The organism is Microbacterium altimontanum (assembly GCF_058349865.2).
In genome coordinates this window covers 185109-201384 of record NZ_JBYRJB020000004.1, presented here as the reverse complement: position 1 = coordinate 201384, position 16276 = coordinate 185109, and the positions used below count along the sequence as shown (strand labels likewise).

The window sequence follows — 16276 nt, the reverse complement described above, 5'->3', positions numbered from 1 at the left end:
GTCACACCGTCACCAGGTCGCGCAGCGTCTCGAGCATCTTCTCGCCGATGCCCGGCACGGCAAGGAGGTCCTCGACGCTCGTGAAGCGCCCGTTCTGCTCGCGCCACGTGAGGATGCGCTGCGCGGTGGCGGGCCCGATGCGTGGCAACGTCTCAAGCGCCGCCTGATCGGCCGTGTTGAGATTGACCTTGCCGCCGGGCGACGCTGCACCGCCCGGCGACACCACCGCCCCGCCGGCCGGCGGAGCCTCTTCGCCGACGCGCGGGACCGCCAGCTGCTCGCCATCGGAGAGCACCCGCGCGAAATTCACACCGTCGCGCGCGGCGTCCTTCGTGAAGCCGTCGGCCGCGGCGACGGCATCCATGACCCGCGCCCCGGCGTGCAGGACGTACAACCCGGGCGTCTGGACCGCGCCGGAGACGTGGACGTAGAGCTCCCCCGGGGCGACCGTCGCGGTGGCGTGCGGCGTGGGCGCGACGGTGGTCTCGCCCGCGCCGGCCTGTCCCCGTACGATGCCGATGACCACCGTGACGGCGAGCGCGGCGAGCACCACGACGACGACGGCGCCCGCGCCCAGCCGACGGCGGGCGGGCGCCGTCGGCTCGTTCTCGGCAGGCGGCACCGCCCCACGCTATGCCGGCGCCCGCGGCGCACAGACGTCCCGGCGGCAGATCGTGGAGAACGGCGTGGTCACCGCCGCGGGCGGCCGTTCTGGGGAGGCGCCGTTACTTCGTGCTCAGGCTGACGATCTTCGGCGCCCGCACGATCGCGCGGGTGATCTCGCGGCCGGCGAGCGAGCGCATGACCCGCTCATCACCCCGTGCGAGCGCCTCGAGGTCGTCTGCGGCGATGTCGGACGGGACCTCGAGGGTCGCCCGCACCTTGCCGTCGATCTGCACGACGGCGGTGATCGAGTCCTCGACCAGCAGCGCCGGGTCGGCTGCGGGCCACTCGGCGAGGCCGACGAACGGCTCGTGGCCGAGCACCGCCCACATCTCCTCGGCGGTGTGCGGGGCGATCATGTCGAGCACCATCGCGACCGTCTCGGCCGCTTCACGCACGGCCGGGTCGGCGGCTCCGGCACCCGTGTCGATGGTCTTCCGCGTCGCGTTCACGAGCTCCATCAGTCGTGCGACGACGACGTTGAACTTCGTGTGCTCGACCAGGCCCGGCGCCTCTGCGAGGAGGTGATGCGTGACGGTGCGCAGCGCCCGGTCGCCGGAGACGGCGTCCGCTCCCGGCGCACTCGTCACGTCGTGCGCCACCCGCAGCGCGCGGGCGAGGAACTTCGCCGCGCCGGTGGTGGAGACATCCGCCCAGTCCTTGTCGTCCTCCACTGGACCGGCGAACGCGAGGGCGACGCGCAGAATGTCGGCACCGTGGGCGTCGAGCTCCTCCTGGAACAGGACGAGGTTGCCCTTGGACTTTGACATCTTCGCACCGTTCAGGATCACCATGCCCTGGTTGATGAGGCTCGAGAACGGCTCGTCGAAGTCGATCAGGCCCATGTCGTGCATGACCTTGGTGAGGAAGCGGGCATAGAGCAGGTGCAGGATGGCGTGCTCGACGCCACCGATGTAGAAGTCCACGGGCGCCCAGCGGGCGGCTTCGGCGGCCGGGAACGCCGCCGCGTCGGAGTTCGGCGACAGGAAGCGCAGGAAGTACCACGAGCTGTCGACGAACGTGTCCATCGTGTCGGCGTCGCGGCGGGCGGGCGCTCCCGTGGCGGGGTCGGTCGTCGTGACCCACTCGGTGGCGGCGCCGAGCGGCGAGGAGCCCTTCGGCTTGAGGTCGAGTCCCTCGATCGACGGCAGCTGCAGGGGCAGCTGCTCGTCGGGCACGGGGACGATCTGGCCGTCCTCGGTGTGGATCATCGGGATGGGAGTGCCCCAGAAGCGCTGCCGCGAGATGAGCCAGTCGCGCAGCCGGAACGCCGTCGCCGCGTGGCCCGCCTCCCGCTTGACCAGCTCTGCGATCATCCCCGCGATGGCGTCGGCCTTGCCCAGTCCGTCGAGCGAGCCCGAGTTGACCATGCGCCCCTCGCCGGTCAGGGCGACACCTGTCTCGACGGGGTCGAGTTCGTCGAGGGATGCGTCGCCGTCGGCCGTCGTGTCGACGACGACCTTCACCGGCAGGCCGAAGGCACGGGCGAAATCGAGGTCGCGCTGGTCGTGCGCGGGCACCGCCATGACAGCACCGTGGCCATAGTCGGCCAGAACGTAATCGGCGGCCCAGATCGGGAGTCGTTCGCCGTTCACCGGGTTGATCGCGTAGCGGCCGAGGAAGACGCCGGTCTTCTCGCGGTCGGTGCTCTGGCGCTCGATGTCGGTCTGCTTCTGCGTCTGCTCCAGGTATGCCTGGAACTGCATGCGGACCTCCGCGGACGCCTCGGCCGCGAGCTCCGCGGCGAGATCCGAGTCCGGCGCGACCACGAAGAAGGTCGCTCCGTACAGCGTGTCGGGGCGGGTGGAGAACACCGTCACCTTCTCCGCGCGGCCCTCGATCTCGAAGTCGATGTCGGCACCGGTGGAGCGGCCGATCCAGTTGCGCTGCATATGCAGCACCTTCGCGGGCCAGTGCCCCTCGAGGGCGTCGAGGTCGTCGAGCAGGCGGTCGGCGTAGTCGGTGATGCGGAAGTACCACTGTGTGAGCTTCTTCTTCACCACCTCAGCGCCGCAGCGTTCGCAGTGCCCGTCGATGACCTGCTCGTTCGCGAGCACGGTCTGGTCGTTCGGGCACCAGTTCACCGGGCTCTGCTTGCGGTACGCGAGGCCGCGCTCGTAGAGCCGCTGGAAGAGCCACTGGTTCCACCGGTAGTACTCCGGGTCGGAGGTGTGCAGCTCTGTGCGCCAGTCGAACGAGACGCCGTACTGGCGGAAGCTGGCCTTCTGCTGGGCGATGTTCGCATAGGTCCACTCGCGCGGATCAGCCCCGCGCTGGATCGCCGCGTTCTCGGCAGGAAGGCCGAACGAGTCCCAGCCGATCGGATTCAGCACGTTGTAGCCGCGGTGCCGCCAGTAGCGCGCGACGATGTCGGAGTACAGATAGTTCTCCGCATGGCCCATGTGCAGGTCGCCGGAGGGGTACGGGAACATCGCGAGCACGTACTTGCGCGGCCGGGTGTCGGTGTGGCCGCCGGCCTGGAACGGCGCGTGCTCCTCCCAGAGTCGCTGCCACTTCTCCTGGATCGCGTGCGGGTCGTAGCCGCCGTCGGCGGGGGCTGCAGCGTCGATGGAGGTGGTCTCAGACACGGAGGGGAACCAATCGCGAGGGTGTCGGGATGCCGCGGAAAATCGCGTGTCTTTCAGGATACCTGACCGGCCGTTTCACCATCCCTCCGGCGCGAGGGCCCCGATCGCCGCGAGCGGGGCGCGAGCCTTGAGCCCGACCTCGGCGACCTCCGCCTGCGCGACGGAGCGCCAGGTGATGCCGCCGCCGGCACCGACGTACGCACGCTCGGGGGCGACCACGATCGACCTGATCACCATCGCCAGGTCGAGGCCCCCGTCGGTGCCGACCCACCCGAAGCATCCGGCGAAGACACCCCGCGGTCCGCCCTCGAGCCGGTGCAGGATCGACATCGCCGAGAGCTTCGGCGCGCCTGTCATGCTGCCGGCCGGGAAGGCGGCCGCGAGCAGCTCGCCGACCGTCGCCTCCCCCGGCAGCTCGCCGGCGACGGTGCTGACGAGCTGATGCACGGCCGGGTACGACTCCACGGCGAGCAGACGCTCGACGCGCACGGTGGCGGGCGCGCAGACGCGGGCGAGATCATTGCGCATGAGGTCGACGATCATCACGTTCTCAGCCCGCTCCTTCGGGTCGGCCACGAGCTCGGCCGCCAGAGCGGCGTCGGCCGCCGCATCCGTCCCCCGCGGCCGTGTGCCTTTGATCGGATGCGTCCGCACGGTGGTTCCCTCGACCTCGAGGAAGCGTTCGGGGGTCGCGCTCAGCAGGGCGACGTCTCCGGAGCGGATGATCCCGCCGTGGTGCGCCGGCGAGGTGGAACGCAGGGCGAGGTAGGCCGCCACAGGGTCGATCTGCGCGTCGACGGTGAACCGTGTCGTGAGGCACAGCTGGTAGGCGTCACCGGCCCGGATGGCGTCGCGGCAGCGTTCGACGAGCCGCGCGTACTCGTCGGCGGTGTGACGCCCGGTCGCGGTGCCCGCGGACGGCGGCGCGAGCGGAGGTGTTCGCCGTTCGCTTTCGTCGGCGGCATCGAGTCCCGCCGATGCCCACGCCGTGCGGGTCGCGTGATCGAACGCGAGCAGCCCCGTGACGCGCAGCCAGAGCTCGCCCGGCACATCCGGGTCGACGGACGCCGTCGGTGCGCCGGCCGCATCCGCACCCGCTTCGTATCCCACCCAGCCGACCCACCCGCCCTCGAAGCGGGGGCCGGTCGGTGCCGCGCCGACGCAGCGCACCGCGCGCACGCGTGCCGGGTCGTCCGGCTCGCCCCAGCCGATCCAGCTCATGCCCTCATCGGCATCCGGTCCGGCGTCGAGCCAGAAGACATGCGGATGTCGATCGGCGGCGGCGAGGAAGGCGTCGGCCGGCTCGCGCCAGGGCGTCGGCGCAAGCGGAGGAATGTCGGGCACGTTCCCAGGCTAGAAGAAGCGCCGGGGCCCTATGCTCAGCGGAGTGAACGATCTGCTCACCGGGCTTCTCGACGCCGTCCAGAGCGTCGGGCCGGTGGTGCGTGTGATCGTGGCCGGCCTCGCCATGATGCTGGAGACGAGCGTCCTGGTCGGTCTGTTCGTGCCGGGCGACACGATCGTCATCGTGGCGGGGACCGCGGTCGACAGCATGTGGCAGGGCACCGGCCTCGTGATCGCCGTCGTCGTGGGCGCGCTCATCGGGGAGAGCATCGGCTTCTGGCTGGGACGCCTGCTCGGCCCGCGCATCCGGGATTCCCGGCTCGGCCGCTGGATCGGCGAGACGCACTGGGCGCGAGCCGAGCGGTATCTGCAGCGCCGCGGCGGCATCGCCGTGTTCGTGTCGCGGTTCCTTCCGGTGCTGCACTCGATCGTGCCGCTCACGGTGGGGATGAGCGAGGGCTTCCGCTACCGGCGGTTCCTCGCGTGGACGGCTCCGGCCTGCGTGCTGTGGGCGGGGCTCTACGTCACGGTCGCCGGCCTCGCCGCGGGAACGTACCGCGACCTCGCCGACCAGCTCCACTACGCCGGCTATCTGTTCCTCGGCGTGATCGCGGTCTTCCTCGTCCTCATGGTCGTCGCGAAGAAGCTGCTCGAGCGGATCGAGCGACGCCACCTCGCCGAAGGGCACCGTGCCGAGGGGCACCGTGCCGAGGGGCGCGGGGCTGAGGGGCGCGGGACTGAGGGGCGGACCCCGGGCGAGCGCCGGGCCGACGCATCCGGCTCCGACCAGCCACCAGCGCCCGACGCGATGTCGCCGGGCATGGGAGACTGAAGTGGATGCCCGATAACACTGCCGCGGCGCGGCGCGCCGATGTGCTGTGGCTCGCGCGCCTCGAGTACCGCTTCCATGCGTGGCGCGAGCGGCGTGCACGCAAGCGCGGGCAGGTTCCCACCGTGGCAGCTTTTCCCGGCTACGGCGGGGAGAACTGGGTTCGCGTGCTCGGCCGGGTGCTCATCGCCCCACCGGCACCGAGTCGCAGCGACGGCGAGTACTCGACCGTGCGGGGCTGGCGCAGCTTCGTCTCCGTCCCGGTGGGGTTCGCGCAGGTCACGGTGCGGATCGACGACGTGGATCACGAAGTGGTGGCCGATCGGGGCGGGGTCGTCGACACCGTCCTGCCCGCGCAGCTGACCGCGGGCTGGCACACGATCTCGATGTCCGTCGAAGGCGGCGCGCCCGTGGACTCCCGCGTGTTCGTCGTCGGCTCCGACGTACATTTCGGTGTCGTGTGCGACATCGACGACACCGTCATGGTGACGGCGCTGCCGCGGCCGCTCGTCGCCGCCTGGAACTCGTTCGTGGTGGATGAGCACGCGCGCCAGCCGGTTCCCGGGATGTCGGTGCTGCTCGAGCGTCTCGTGCGGGAGAACCCTGGCGCGCCGATCGTGTACCTGTCGACCGGAGCGTGGAACGTCGGCCCCACGCTGCTTCGGTTCCTGCACCGTCACCTGTTCCCGTCGGGCGCGCTGCTGCTCACCGACTGGGGCCCGACCCACGATCGGTGGTTCCGCAGCGGGACCGACCACAAGCACACGAACCTCGAGCGGCTCGTCGCGGAGTTCCCGCAGGTGCAGTGGCTGCTCGTCGGCGACGACGGCCAGCACGACGATGCGATCTACACGACGTTCGCCGGCGGAAATCCGGGCAACGTTGCGGCGGTCGCCATCCGGCGCCTGTCGTCGACGGAGGCGATGCTGGCCGGCGGCCGCACGACGGTCGACGACCACTCGGCGTCGGGGGTGCCGTGGGTCACGGGCGAGGACGGCGCGGCCCTGCTCGAGCGGCTGGAAGAGGTCGGAGTGGTGGGCTCCGCATAGAGCGGACGCGGGAGATGTCGCGGGCTCCGCGTAGTCTGGCGGCATGTGCGGACGCTTCGTGGTGGCGGATGTCGGATCCCAGCTCGTCGGCGTGCTGCGCGTCGATGTGACGGGTGACGATCTTCCCGCTCCGTCCTACAACCTCGCCCCCACCGACAGCGCGGCGATCGTGCTCGACTCTGGGAAGACCGAGCCACCGACGCGACGCCTCGAGTCGGCGCGATGGGGCTTGGTGCCGCCCTGGGCGAAGGATGTCTCGATCGGCTCGCGCGCGTTCAATGCGCGGGCGGAGGAGGTCGAGAACAAGCCGATGTTCCGGAACGCGCTGATCAAGCATCGGGCGGTGGTCCCGGCATCCGGCTACTACGAGTGGAAGACGGTCGACGGCGTGAAGACGCCGCACTACATCCACCCAGCCGACGGCGATCCGATGTTCTTCGCGGGCCTGTACGAGTGGTGGAAGAACCCGGCGGCGAAGGAAGACGATCCGGCGCGGTGGGTGCTGAGCTTCACGATCCTCACGCGCGATTCGATCGGACACCTCGGCTCGATCCACGACCGCATGCCGCTGTTCATGGATCCCGACTTCGCTGATGCGTGGCTCGATCCCACGACGGACAACGTAGGCGACATCCTAGATGCGGCGATCGACGCCGCGCCGGACGTCGCCGCCACGCTCACCGATCACGTCGTGAGCAAGGCCGTCGGCAACGTGCGCAACGACGGGCCTGAGCTCATCGAGCCGGTCGACGACTGACCACGGCGGCGACGCTTCGGCGGGCGCCGCCGCCTACCCTTGAGGGATGACCGTCGTCGCCGCATCCGTCGTCCTCACCGGCGCCGAGTGGCGTGCACGGGAGTCCGCGCACATCGCCCGTGCGGATGCGCTCACGGCCGGGCATCGGGAGCGGGCCGCTCACGGCGAGAAGCACCCCGTCGAGGATTTTCTCTTCACGTACTACTCCTACAAGCCGAGCGTTCTGCGCCGGTGGCACCCGGGCGCCGGCGTTGAGCTGGAGGATGCCGCCGAGCGAGCGCAGTCGCGGTGGTATCGAGCCGGACTCGCCGCCGGCAGTGCGCGCGTCGACGCGGACGCGTACCGGGCGGAGAAGGCGGCGCTCGTCGACGGCGTCGCCGCGATCCTGCGTGCGACCGCCGATCGGCCGGCACGCTTCGGATGCTTCGGCCTGCACGAATGGGCGATGGTGTACCGCCAGGGCGAGCATCGCCACCCGGTCCCGCTGCGACTCGGCCAGGGGGCGACGGATGCCGTCGTCGAGGCGGCCGATCTCCGGTGCACGCACTTCGACGCGTTCCGGTTCTTCACCGCCGACGCCGAGCCGCGGAACGCGCAGCCGCTCACGCGTGCGACGCAGGCCGAGATGGAACAGCCCGGGTGCTTGCACGCCAACATGGACGTGTACAAGTGGGCTGTGAAGCTCGGGCCGCTCGTGCCCGGTGAACTGCTGCTCGACGCGTTCGAGCTCGCCCGCGACATCCGCTACCTCGACATGCAGGCGTCGCCGTACGACATGGCGGCGTGGGCCGGGGATCCGGTGCGCATCGAGACGGCGGAGGGGAAGGCCGAGTACGTGCGGCGCCAGCGCGCGTTCGCTGAGCGCGCCCAAGCGCTGCGGCACCGGCTGCTCGACTGCCTCGGATGAGGGGGCGCAGCGACTCATCTGCTGGTGCCCCGCCCGTGGATGCGGCAGCAACTCAAGCCGGCTGATCTCGGCGTTGGGCGGGCTGTGGGCGTCCGACCTCGGATGGCAGCAACTCAGGCTGGCCGATGCGGGGACGGGCACGGTGCCGCGGAAATCCGCAGTCCTGCACCGGAGCCATCTCCCGCAGCCTGAGTTGCTGCCGCCCGCGCCGCGATGCGCGGGCCGACGAGGCGCATCCCGCTACGGTAGGACGAGCACCCGCTTCTCGAGGAGATGACACCGTGAGCACGAACACCCCGCTCCCGCCCGCCGGCTGGTATCCCGATCCCCGGGGAACCGGCGGGGAACGCTGGTGGAACGGGGCCGCCTGGTCGACCGAGACGCGCGCCACGCCGTCTGCTCCGCCCGCCGCGTATCCCGGTTCGGCGATATCCGATCCCTCCGCCACGTCGGTGTCGCAGCCGGCGCCGGCACAGTCCATGCCGCCGGTGCAGCCCGCCCCGTCGTACCCCTCGCAGTCCCCGAGCCCCGCGCAGCCCGACTACTCGGGCCAGACCGGCTACCCCGCCCAGTCCGGTCCGTACTCGAGCGGTGCCGGCTACCCGACTCAGTCCGGCTACCCGGGCTATCAGCACGGTTATGCGCAGGGAGGGTATGCGGCGCCGCCGATCGGTGTGTGGCGCTCCCCCGCGGACGATCGGCCGGCCGTCGCCGGCATGGGTGGCGCCATTCGCACCGTGTTCGCCAAGTACGCCCGGTTCGAGGGCCGCGCCGGACGCCGGGAGTTCTGGTGGTGGGCGCTTTTCAACGCCATCGTCATCGTCGGACTGTACATCCTGATCATCGCGGTCGCTGCCGGGTCCTGGTCGGGATACCGCACGAGCGGCGTCATGTTCAGCAGCTTCGCGGGCCTCCTCGGCATCCTGCTCTGGCTCTGGATCCTCGGCGTGGTCGTCCCGAATCTCGCGGTGCTCGTTCGACGGCTTCGCGATGCGGGCTACCACTGGGCGTTCCTGTTTCTGAACCTCGTGCCCTTCGGCAGCATCGCTCTCATCGTCATGTGCGCGCAGCCGAGCAAGTACCCGTAAGCCGCACCGTGCGGCTCAGCGGCGCGACGCGCTGAGGCGCGACGTGTCGCCGGTCTCAGAAGGGTGCGGGGTCGCGTTGGAGTGCCTCACGCATCGCGTGTCTGTGTTTGGGATCCGGGTCGAGCAGCGCGGCGATCTGGAATCTCACCGTGCCAGGTGGTCTGGTGAGATGGGTGCGGCGAGTGGGCGCTGTCCACCGCAGGATGCCGCCGCCGAGCTGCTCCACCGACCATTCCGTCTCGTGTTTGACCGTGTGGTGCCGTTTGCACAGGTGTTCCAGGTTGCACAGGCAGGTGGGCCCACCCTCCGCGTACGCGATGGTGTGATCGATATCGCAGTTCTGGACGGGACGCCGGCATCCGGGGAACCGGCACTGCTGGTCCCGCACCTGTAGGTACAGTTTCTGCTTCTTCGTGGGTCGGTACCGGTCCACACTGATCGGCACCCCGGTGGACGGGTCGGTGAACACCCGCACCCAGCCCGGCGCCGCCCCGGCCAGCTGCTTCGCAGTGTCGTCGTCGATGGGCCCGAACCCGGCGACCGCGGCCCCACCGATCGTGGTGCCCGCGAGGGTGGTCGCGGGGACGCTCACCTGCACGGTGGGGGCGATCGCGCCGAGCGCGTTTCGTGCTTGGTCGGTGGCGCCATGCGCGTCGGGGACGCCGGTCAGCAGCAGGTCGCAGAACACGTCGGCCATGATCTGCACCTGCGTCCGCTCGTCAAAAACGGGCGCGTCTGCAACAGCATCGGCGCCTGTGCTCGCCTTCGCGCTGGCTTCCGCCCCGGCGGCCGGAGCGGCGTCGGCTTCCGCCCTTACAGCCCCCGCGGCGTCCGCTTCCGTCTTCAAAGCTCCCTGCGCGGCTCCGGCTGCCGCAGCGGCGCCTGCTTCGGCCTTCTCGGCCTCGTTCTGTGCGTACAGTTCCGCGGCCATGTCCCGCAAACGGTTGAACAGGCCCACGCCTTGCGCGGTGGGCACGTCGGCGGTGATCCGGGACAGTCCCGGCTCCAGCTCCCGCACCGTGACCTTGCGGCGATTGACGGCTTCCCGCACCCGCTGCTCGGTGCCCTCCGGGTCGAGGCGCTGCACGAGCCCGTCCAGGGCGGGGCGGAGCTGCCCGGGTGTCATCTCCGCCGCCATGTCCAACGCGACAGCCTCGTACTCTCGGCGGACCGTGTCATCCTCGATCACGGCACCGGTGTCGGCGATCACCATGGCGTGTTCCGGGGAGATCAGCCCGGAGCTGGCGTCGCAGAGGGTCTCGTAGAACTGGTTGGTGAGCGTCCAGGCGGTGGAGACCTTCCGTGCGACCTGCCATTCACTCAGCCGGAGGGAAGCAGCGACCTCGGCGAACACTTCCCGCATGCCCAACTGGGAGGAACTGGTGGTCGCCCCGATCCGGGCTCCTCGTTCCCGCTCCCGCCGCTCCACGATGCCGGCGACACGTTCGAAGAAGAACATCTCCGCCGCGAACGCCGACGCCGCCCGCTCCCGGCAGTGCGAGATGCTCTCCACCAGCTCATCCAACTCGGAGATCACCGGAGACAGACCCGCCGTCGATGCTGACATCGGTGCCACCTCCCCGGCGAGATCTCCTGATCGGTACGGCCATGCTATCGAACTTTTCGACGATTTACAAGGATTTCAACACCGAATTCGGGCCCGGATTTCTCGCGGGTTTCGAGCATCGGATGGACGCCGCTCCACACGCGCGGCGACTCGATGCACTCTCGTACTTAAAGACGCCCCGCACAAGACCTCAGTGCCGCACGACGATGGCCGCCGCATCCGTCCCTCGCGGCAGCACTCCGTACTGCGACGAGCGGTCATCACCCAGCCGTGCACCGATGAACGCATCCGCGTCGACCGTCGGCGCATGCGTCGCCATCACGGCGCACTGCAGCGCCAGCGCAAGCGCCTCGGCGATCCGGCGGGCGCTCGTCTGCACCTCGTCGGCGTCGGCTCCCGCAATCCCACGCAGGAGGGTCTGCGTGCGCTCGACGTGGGTGTCCAGCAGCGGATGCGCGCCACGAGCCGGACGCAGCTCGGCGAGCACCGCCTCGACGGAGTCGGGGTCGCGGCCGAGCGCGCGCAGTACATCGAGCGCGATGACGTTCCCCGATCCCTCCCAGATCGCCATCACCGGCTGCTCGCGGTAGCGCCGCGCAAGAGGGAACGACTCGATGTAGCCGTTGCCGCCCAGACACTCCATCGCCTCGTAGGCGTGCTGCGGCCCCCGCTTGCACACGAGGAACTTCGAAACCGGGGTGGCGAGGCGCCGGAACGCGATCTCGGCGTCGGAGGCGTCTGCAGCGAAGGCACGCGCGAGCCGCAGCCCCACGAGGAGGGATGCCTCGGCCTCGAGCGCGAGATCGGCGAGCACCGCCGTCATGGCCGGCTGGTCGACGAGCTTCCGACCGAACGCCGAACGCCCTCGCGCGTGCCAGAGCGCCTCGGCGACGCTCTGACGCATCCCGGCCGCCGTCCCCAGCACGCAGTCGAGCCGGGTGCGCTGCACCATCTCGATGATCGCCCGAACACCCCGGCCAGGCTCTCCGAGCAGGACCCCGACGGTGCCGTCGAACTCGACCTCGGCCGACGCATTCGATCTGTTGCCGAGCTTGTCCTTCAACCGCTGGATGCTGAAGACGTTGCGTTCTCCATGCGGCAGCACGCGCGGCACGAACAGGCACGACAATCCCTCGTCGGTGCCGCCGCGGCGCGTCTGCGCCAGGACGAGGAACGCGTCGGACATCGGGGCGGAGCAGAACCACTTGTGCCCGGTGATCTGGTATCTGTGTCCGCTCACGTGCATGCCGACGGTCGTGTTCGCCCGCACGTCAGACCCGCCCTGCTTCTCGGTCATCGCCATGCCGACCAGTGCGCTCGGCTTCTCCTGCGCGTCTCCGAGCCGGGGATCGTAGCTGCGGGCGTACAGGCGCGGCAGCCATTCGTCGCCCACCCACGGCGACTCCCGCAGCGACGCGACGGCGGCGTGCGTCATGGAGACCGGGCACGCGTGCCCGGGCTCGACCTGCGCGAACAGCATGAACGCGGCGGCACGAGCGACCGCTCCCGCCGGTGTGGGGTCGGTCCACCCGCCCGTGTGAGCCCCGTGCTCGACGGCCGCCGCGATGATGCGGTGGTACGACTCGTCGTACTCCACCTCGTCGAGCCGAAAGCCCCAGCGGTCGAAAGTGTGCGCGACGGGCGGATGCGTGTGCGCGAGGTGCGCGTCGTGCTGGAACGCCCGCGACCCGACCAGAGAGCCGATCTCATGCAGGGATGCGTCTGCGGCGCCCGCGCCGAATGTTGCCACGGCCTCCCGCAGTGGCGCATTGAGGGCGTACTCGTCGACGTCGACGCGCCAGTCGGGCTGATTGTCCACGACGTGGGTGCCGCCGGGCTGGCGGCCTCTGCCGAGTGTGCTCATGGAGGTCACGCTAGTGTGCCGGCGCACCGGTCACCGCGAACCGCAGCAGTCTGTCGTCGCCCGGCCGCGGACTCCCCCGCCCGTCGGTGTTGTCGGTCAGCACCCACAGAGCGCCCGACGCATCCGTCACCGCGTCGCGCAACCGACCGCGGTCGGTGAGCAGCGCGACCGGGTCGCCGACAGCCCGTGCGCCCTCCGTCCGCACCTGCCACAGCCGCTCACCGCGCAGACATGCGAGGTAGAGGGTGTCGCCGACGGCGGCAAGGCCGCTCGGACTCGCCTGATCGGTCGGCCACTGCCGCACGGGGTCGCGGAACCGCGAATCGTCCGCGCGGCCTTCCACGACCGGCCAGCCGTAGTTTCCGCCGGGGACGATGACGTTGAGTTCGTCCCACGTGTTCTGCCCGAACTCGGTGGCCCACATCGTGCCGTCGGCGCTCCAGGCGAGCCCCTGCACATTGCGGTGGCCGTAGCTGTACACGGCGGTCCCGAACGGGTTGCCGGGTGCGGGCTCGCCCTTCGGCGTGATGCGCAGGATCTTGCCGTTCAGGCTCGCGCGGTCCTGAGCATCGTCGGGGCGTCCGGCATCCCCGGTGGTGACGTAGAGCATCCCGTCGGGCCCGAACGCCAAGCGTCCGCCGTTGTGATTCGACGACGAGCGGATGCCGCGCAGCACGCTCTGCGCCGCGCCGAGCCGGTATGCGCCGGGCTCCCCCTCGAACGGCAGGCGCACGACCTCGTTGCCGTCCGCGGTCGCATGGTACGCGTACAGCCACGTGCCGCCGTCGCCGGTCCACAGCGCGATCCCGTTGAGCCCGGCCTCCCCGGCGGGCACTGTCCCCGGCACAACGCCGACGATGCGTTTCGCGCCGTCCGCGTCGATCTCCACGATCTTCGCGTCGTCGCGCTGCGACACGAGGGCGCCGCCACCCGGAACCGGGATCACCGACCACGGCGACTCCAGACCCGTTGCGATCGTCTCCGGCGCGCCGAGCGTCTGCGGGCCGCCCGCCGAGGACGTCGCGCCGGGCGTCGTCTGGGGCCCGCCGCTCGCCGGCGTCGACGGAGCGGGCTGCTCTGCCGGGGCGCAGCCAGCCAGCAGCAGTGGCAGCAGCAGCGCGGCGATCGCGGCCGCGGTGACCGACATCGCGCGGGAGGCCCGTCCCATGGGCTCAGCCTCGCCGCTCGGCCGGCGCGGCGCAAGCAGCGTGCGTGCGCGTGAGGCGGCAACGGTGCCAGGATGGGGACACCCGACGCCGCAGGAGGCACCGTGTCCACGTCATCCGACGCATCCCGCACCGCTGTGAGCTCCACGCTCATCGAGCGCACCGGGATCGAGATCATCCCCGATTCGGAGCGCACCGCCAAGCCCCGCGACCTGTTCTGGCCGTGGTTCGCCGCCAACGTGTCGGTGTTCGGCATGTCGTACGGCTCGTTCGTCCTGGGCTTCGGCATCTCGTTCTGGCAGGCGACAATCGTCTCGATCGTCGGGATCGTCGTCTCGTTCTTCCTGTGCGGGCTCATCGCGATCGCCGGCAAGCGCGGCTCGGCGCCGACGATGGTCCTCTCGCGGGCCGCGTTCGGCGTGCACGGCCAGAAGGTGCCCGGGATCGTGTCGTGGCTGACGTCGATCGGCTGGGAGACGTTCCTTTCGATCACCGCGGTGCTGGCCACCGCCACGATCATCACGCAGCTCGGCGGCGATGGCGGCGTGGCGGTGAAGCTCATCGCGACGGTCGTGGTCGCGGCCCTCATCGTGACGGCATCCGTCCTCGGCTACCACACGATCATGAAGCTGCAGTCGGTGCTCACCTGGATCACCGGCATCGTCACGATCGTCTACATCATCCTCGCGATCCCGCACATCGATCTGTCGGCGGTGCTCGCTCATCCCAGCGGCAGCATCGGCCAGGTCGTCGGCGCCCTCGTGATGGTCATGACCGGGTTCGGCCTGGGGTGGATCAACATCGCCGCCGACTGGTCGCGCTACCAGAAGCGGTCCGCGTCGGACGGCGCGATCATCGGGTGGAACACCTTCGGCGGCGCGATCGCTCCGGTGATCCTCGTGATCTTCGGTCTGCTGCTCGCCGGCTCCGACGAGAAGCTGTTCACCGCCGTGCAGAACGACCCCGTGGGCGCACTCGCGCGGATCCTGCCGATCTGGGTGCTGGTGCCGTTCCTGATCACCGCCATCCTCGCCCTCGTCTCGGGAGCCGTGCTCGGCATCTACTCGTCGGGCTTGACGCTCCTGAGCCTCGGCATCCGCATCCCGCGTCCCTCGGCGGCGGCGATCGACGGCGTGATCCTCACGATCGGCACGATCTGGGTCGTGTTCTTCGCACAGGGGTTCCTCGGCCCGTTCCAGAGTTTCCTCATCACCCTGGGCGTGCCGCTCGCTTCCTGGGCCGGGATCCTCATCGCCGACATCCTGCGCCGCCACCGCGACTACGACGACGACGCCCTGTTCGACCCGCGCGGCCGCTACGGCTCATGGGACTGGGTCTCGATCGGCACGATGGTGGTGACCTCGGTGATCGGGTGGGGGTTCGTCGTGAACAACTTCGCCGAAGACGCCCCGTGGAACAACTGGCAGGGCTACCTGCTCTTCGTCGTCGGCGGTAAGGACGGCGACTGGGCCTATGCCAACCTCGGCGTGTTCTTCGCCCTCGTGCTCTCGTTCCTGGTGACGTGGTTCGCCCGGGCGGCGAAGATCCGGGCACAGGAGCAGGGGTCGGCCCGTTGACCGACGACGCTGCCGGCGAGCGGCGCCGGTCGCTGAGCGACGGCGCCGCAGGCGAGGCGCCGTGGCTCGTCGTCATCGATCCGCAGACGATCTTCGCCTCGCCCGACTCGCCGTGGGGCTCTCCGTTCTTCGCCGACGCGTTCGCGCACATCGCGCAGCTCGCGGCGGCCTTCGGCGACCGGATCGTGGTGACGCGGTGGGTGCCGACCGCCGACCGGTCGACGGCGTGGGGCGACTACTTCGCGGCGTGGCCCTTCGCCGACGTGCCGGCGAGCGATCCGCTGTATGCCCTGGTTCCGGATGCCGCGGCGTTGACGCCGCGGCCCACTCTCGATCTGCCGACCTTCGGCAAGTGGGGGCCGGAGCTCGCAGCGATCACGGGTGCGGCTCGGCGGCTCGTGCTGTGCGGGGTGTCGACCGACTGCTGCGTCATCTCGACGGCCCTCGCGGCCGCCGACGCCGGCGTGCATGTCACCATCGCGGCGGATGCGTGCGCGGGCTCCACAGCCGAGAACCAGGCCGCCGCACTGCATGTGCTCGGCCTGTATCCGCCGCAGATCGAGATCGTCGACTCCGCAGCGGTCCTGGCTGCGAAGGCATGACGGCGACCTCGTGACGGGCGGGATGCCGCGGCGTATCCTGGCGATGAGGTGAGCCACAATGAATGCGAAAGTCGGTGACCGGGTCCGGATCCACGGCAAGACGGTCGGCGCTGTCGAGCGTCTCGGCGAGGTGGTCGGTGTGCAGGAGCATGCCGATGTCCACACTCTGCGCGTGCGCTTCGACGACGGGCACGAGGCGGTCCTCGCACCGGGCACGGACTGCGAGATCCTCCCGGCCGAGTGAGCCCTGCGCGGGCGAAGGTCGATGAGCGGCT

The 16276-nt window shown here is 70.4% G+C and carries 14 protein-coding genes; 8 read left to right on the top strand and 6 right to left on the bottom strand.

Going from position 1 to position 16276, the window contains the following annotated elements; all coding sequences use genetic code 11:
- Nucleotide 1 precedes the first annotated feature (1 nt).
- From AC3RX1_RS08250 to pabB, 3 genes are all read right to left on the bottom strand, one after another.
- On the bottom strand, nt 2-622 hold the full coding sequence (locus tag AC3RX1_RS08250) for a ComEA family DNA-binding protein (protein WP_491500747.1): 621 nt from the start codon (nt 620-622) through the stop codon (nt 2-4).
- Nucleotides 623-725: 103 nt separating this feature from the next.
- Nucleotides 726-3251 carry a leucine--tRNA ligase gene (gene leuS, locus AC3RX1_RS08245; protein WP_491500746.1) on the bottom strand — a complete coding sequence of 842 codons (2526 nt, stop codon included), beginning with the start codon at nt 3249-3251 and terminating at the stop codon, nt 726-728.
- Between the two features lie 75 nt (nt 3252-3326).
- A complete protein-coding gene (gene pabB, locus AC3RX1_RS08240) occupies nt 3327-4595 on the bottom strand; it encodes an aminodeoxychorismate synthase component I (protein ID WP_491500745.1) in 1269 nt (422 codons plus the stop codon).
- A gap of 43 nt (nt 4596-4638) precedes the next feature.
- On the opposite strand from pabB, the gene AC3RX1_RS08235 reads away from it, so the two are divergent.
- The 5 genes from AC3RX1_RS08235 (at nt 4639) to AC3RX1_RS08215 (ending at nt 9225) form a co-directional block, all read left to right on the top strand.
- Nucleotides 4639-5427: a DedA family protein gene (locus tag AC3RX1_RS08235; RefSeq protein WP_491500744.1), complete on the top strand. Its 789-nt coding sequence runs from the start codon at nt 4639-4641 to the stop codon at nt 5425-5427.
- A gap of 5 nt (nt 5428-5432) precedes the next feature.
- A complete protein-coding gene (locus AC3RX1_RS08230) occupies nt 5433-6473 on the top strand; it encodes an App1 family protein phosphatidate phosphatase (protein ID WP_491500743.1) in 1041 nt (346 codons plus the stop codon).
- A gap of 43 nt (nt 6474-6516) precedes the next feature.
- Nucleotides 6517-7230, top strand: a complete 714-nt coding sequence (locus tag AC3RX1_RS08225) for an SOS response-associated peptidase (RefSeq protein WP_491500742.1) — start codon at nt 6517-6519, stop codon at nt 7228-7230.
- 46 nt (nt 7231-7276) lie between these two features.
- Nucleotides 7277-8137, top strand: coding sequence for a 3-methyladenine DNA glycosylase (locus AC3RX1_RS08220; RefSeq protein WP_491500741.1), 861 nt, complete (start codon nt 7277-7279; stop codon nt 8135-8137).
- A gap of 281 nt (nt 8138-8418) precedes the next feature.
- Nucleotides 8419-9225 carry a DUF805 domain-containing protein gene (locus tag AC3RX1_RS08215; protein WP_491500740.1) on the top strand — a complete coding sequence of 269 codons (807 nt, stop codon included), beginning with the start codon at nt 8419-8421 and terminating at the stop codon, nt 9223-9225.
- A gap of 55 nt (nt 9226-9280) precedes the next feature.
- Here AC3RX1_RS08215 and AC3RX1_RS08210 read toward each other — a convergent pair whose 3' ends face one another.
- The 3 genes from AC3RX1_RS08210 to AC3RX1_RS08200 form a co-directional block, all read right to left on the bottom strand.
- Nucleotides 9281-10792: an HNH endonuclease signature motif containing protein gene (locus tag AC3RX1_RS08210; protein ID WP_491500739.1), complete on the bottom strand. Its 1512-nt coding sequence runs from the start codon at nt 10790-10792 to the stop codon at nt 9281-9283.
- A gap of 190 nt (nt 10793-10982) precedes the next feature.
- Complete coding sequence (locus AC3RX1_RS08205) at nt 10983-12656, bottom strand: acyl-CoA dehydrogenase family protein (protein WP_491500738.1); 1674 nt, start codon at nt 12654-12656, stop codon at nt 10983-10985.
- Between the two features lie 10 nt (nt 12657-12666).
- A complete protein-coding gene (locus AC3RX1_RS08200) occupies nt 12667-13824 on the bottom strand; it encodes a PQQ-dependent sugar dehydrogenase (protein WP_491500737.1) in 1158 nt (385 codons plus the stop codon).
- Nucleotides 13825-13896: 72 nt separating this feature from the next.
- Between AC3RX1_RS08200 and AC3RX1_RS08195 the strand changes: the two genes are divergently transcribed.
- From AC3RX1_RS08195 to AC3RX1_RS08185, 3 genes are read left to right on the top strand one after another with little or no spacing between them, the layout of a single operon-like run.
- The gene (locus AC3RX1_RS08195; RefSeq protein WP_491500736.1) at nt 13897-15399 is read left to right on the top strand and encodes a purine-cytosine permease family protein; all 1503 of its coding nucleotides are present in this window, start codon (nt 13897-13899) and stop codon (nt 15397-15399) included.
- A 32-nt stretch (nt 15400-15431) separates the two neighbouring features.
- Nucleotides 15432-16001 (top strand): cysteine hydrolase family protein, encoded by a 570-nt coding sequence (locus tag AC3RX1_RS08190; RefSeq protein WP_491501008.1) that lies wholly within the window; start codon nt 15432-15434, stop codon nt 15999-16001.
- 58 nt (nt 16002-16059) lie between these two features.
- The gene (locus AC3RX1_RS08185) at nt 16060-16245 is read left to right on the top strand and encodes a DUF1918 domain-containing protein (protein ID WP_491500735.1); all 186 of its coding nucleotides are present in this window, start codon (nt 16060-16062) and stop codon (nt 16243-16245) included.
- Nucleotides 16246-16276: the final 31 nt, after the last annotated feature.

What these genes read in the sequence shown, in the direction of transcription:
- AC3RX1_RS08230 (WP_491500743.1), top strand. Translation starts at nt 5,433, where the DNA reads ATGCCCGATAACACTGCCGCGGCGCGGCGCGCCGATGTGCTGTGGCTC.
- AC3RX1_RS08225 (WP_491500742.1), top strand. Translation starts at nt 6,517, where the DNA reads ATGTGCGGACGCTTCGTGGTGGCGGATGTCGGATCCCAGCTCGTCGGC.
- AC3RX1_RS08220 (WP_491500741.1), top strand. Translation starts at nt 7,277, where the DNA reads ATGACCGTCGTCGCCGCATCCGTCGTCCTCACCGGCGCCGAGTGGCGT.
- AC3RX1_RS08210 (WP_491500739.1), bottom strand. Translation starts at nt 10,792, where the DNA reads ATGTCAGCATCGACGGCGGGTCTGTCTCCGGTGATCTCCGAGTTGGAT.
- AC3RX1_RS08205 (WP_491500738.1), bottom strand. Translation starts at nt 12,656, where the DNA reads ATGAGCACACTCGGCAGAGGCCGCCAGCCCGGCGGCACCCACGTCGTG.
- AC3RX1_RS08200 (WP_491500737.1), bottom strand. Translation starts at nt 13,824, where the DNA reads ATGGGACGGGCCTCCCGCGCGATGTCGGTCACCGCGGCCGCGATCGCC.
- AC3RX1_RS08195 (WP_491500736.1), top strand. Translation starts at nt 13,897, where the DNA reads ATGGGGACACCCGACGCCGCAGGAGGCACCGTGTCCACGTCATCCGAC.
- AC3RX1_RS08185 (WP_491500735.1), top strand. Translation starts at nt 16,060, where the DNA reads ATGAATGCGAAAGTCGGTGACCGGGTCCGGATCCACGGCAAGACGGTC.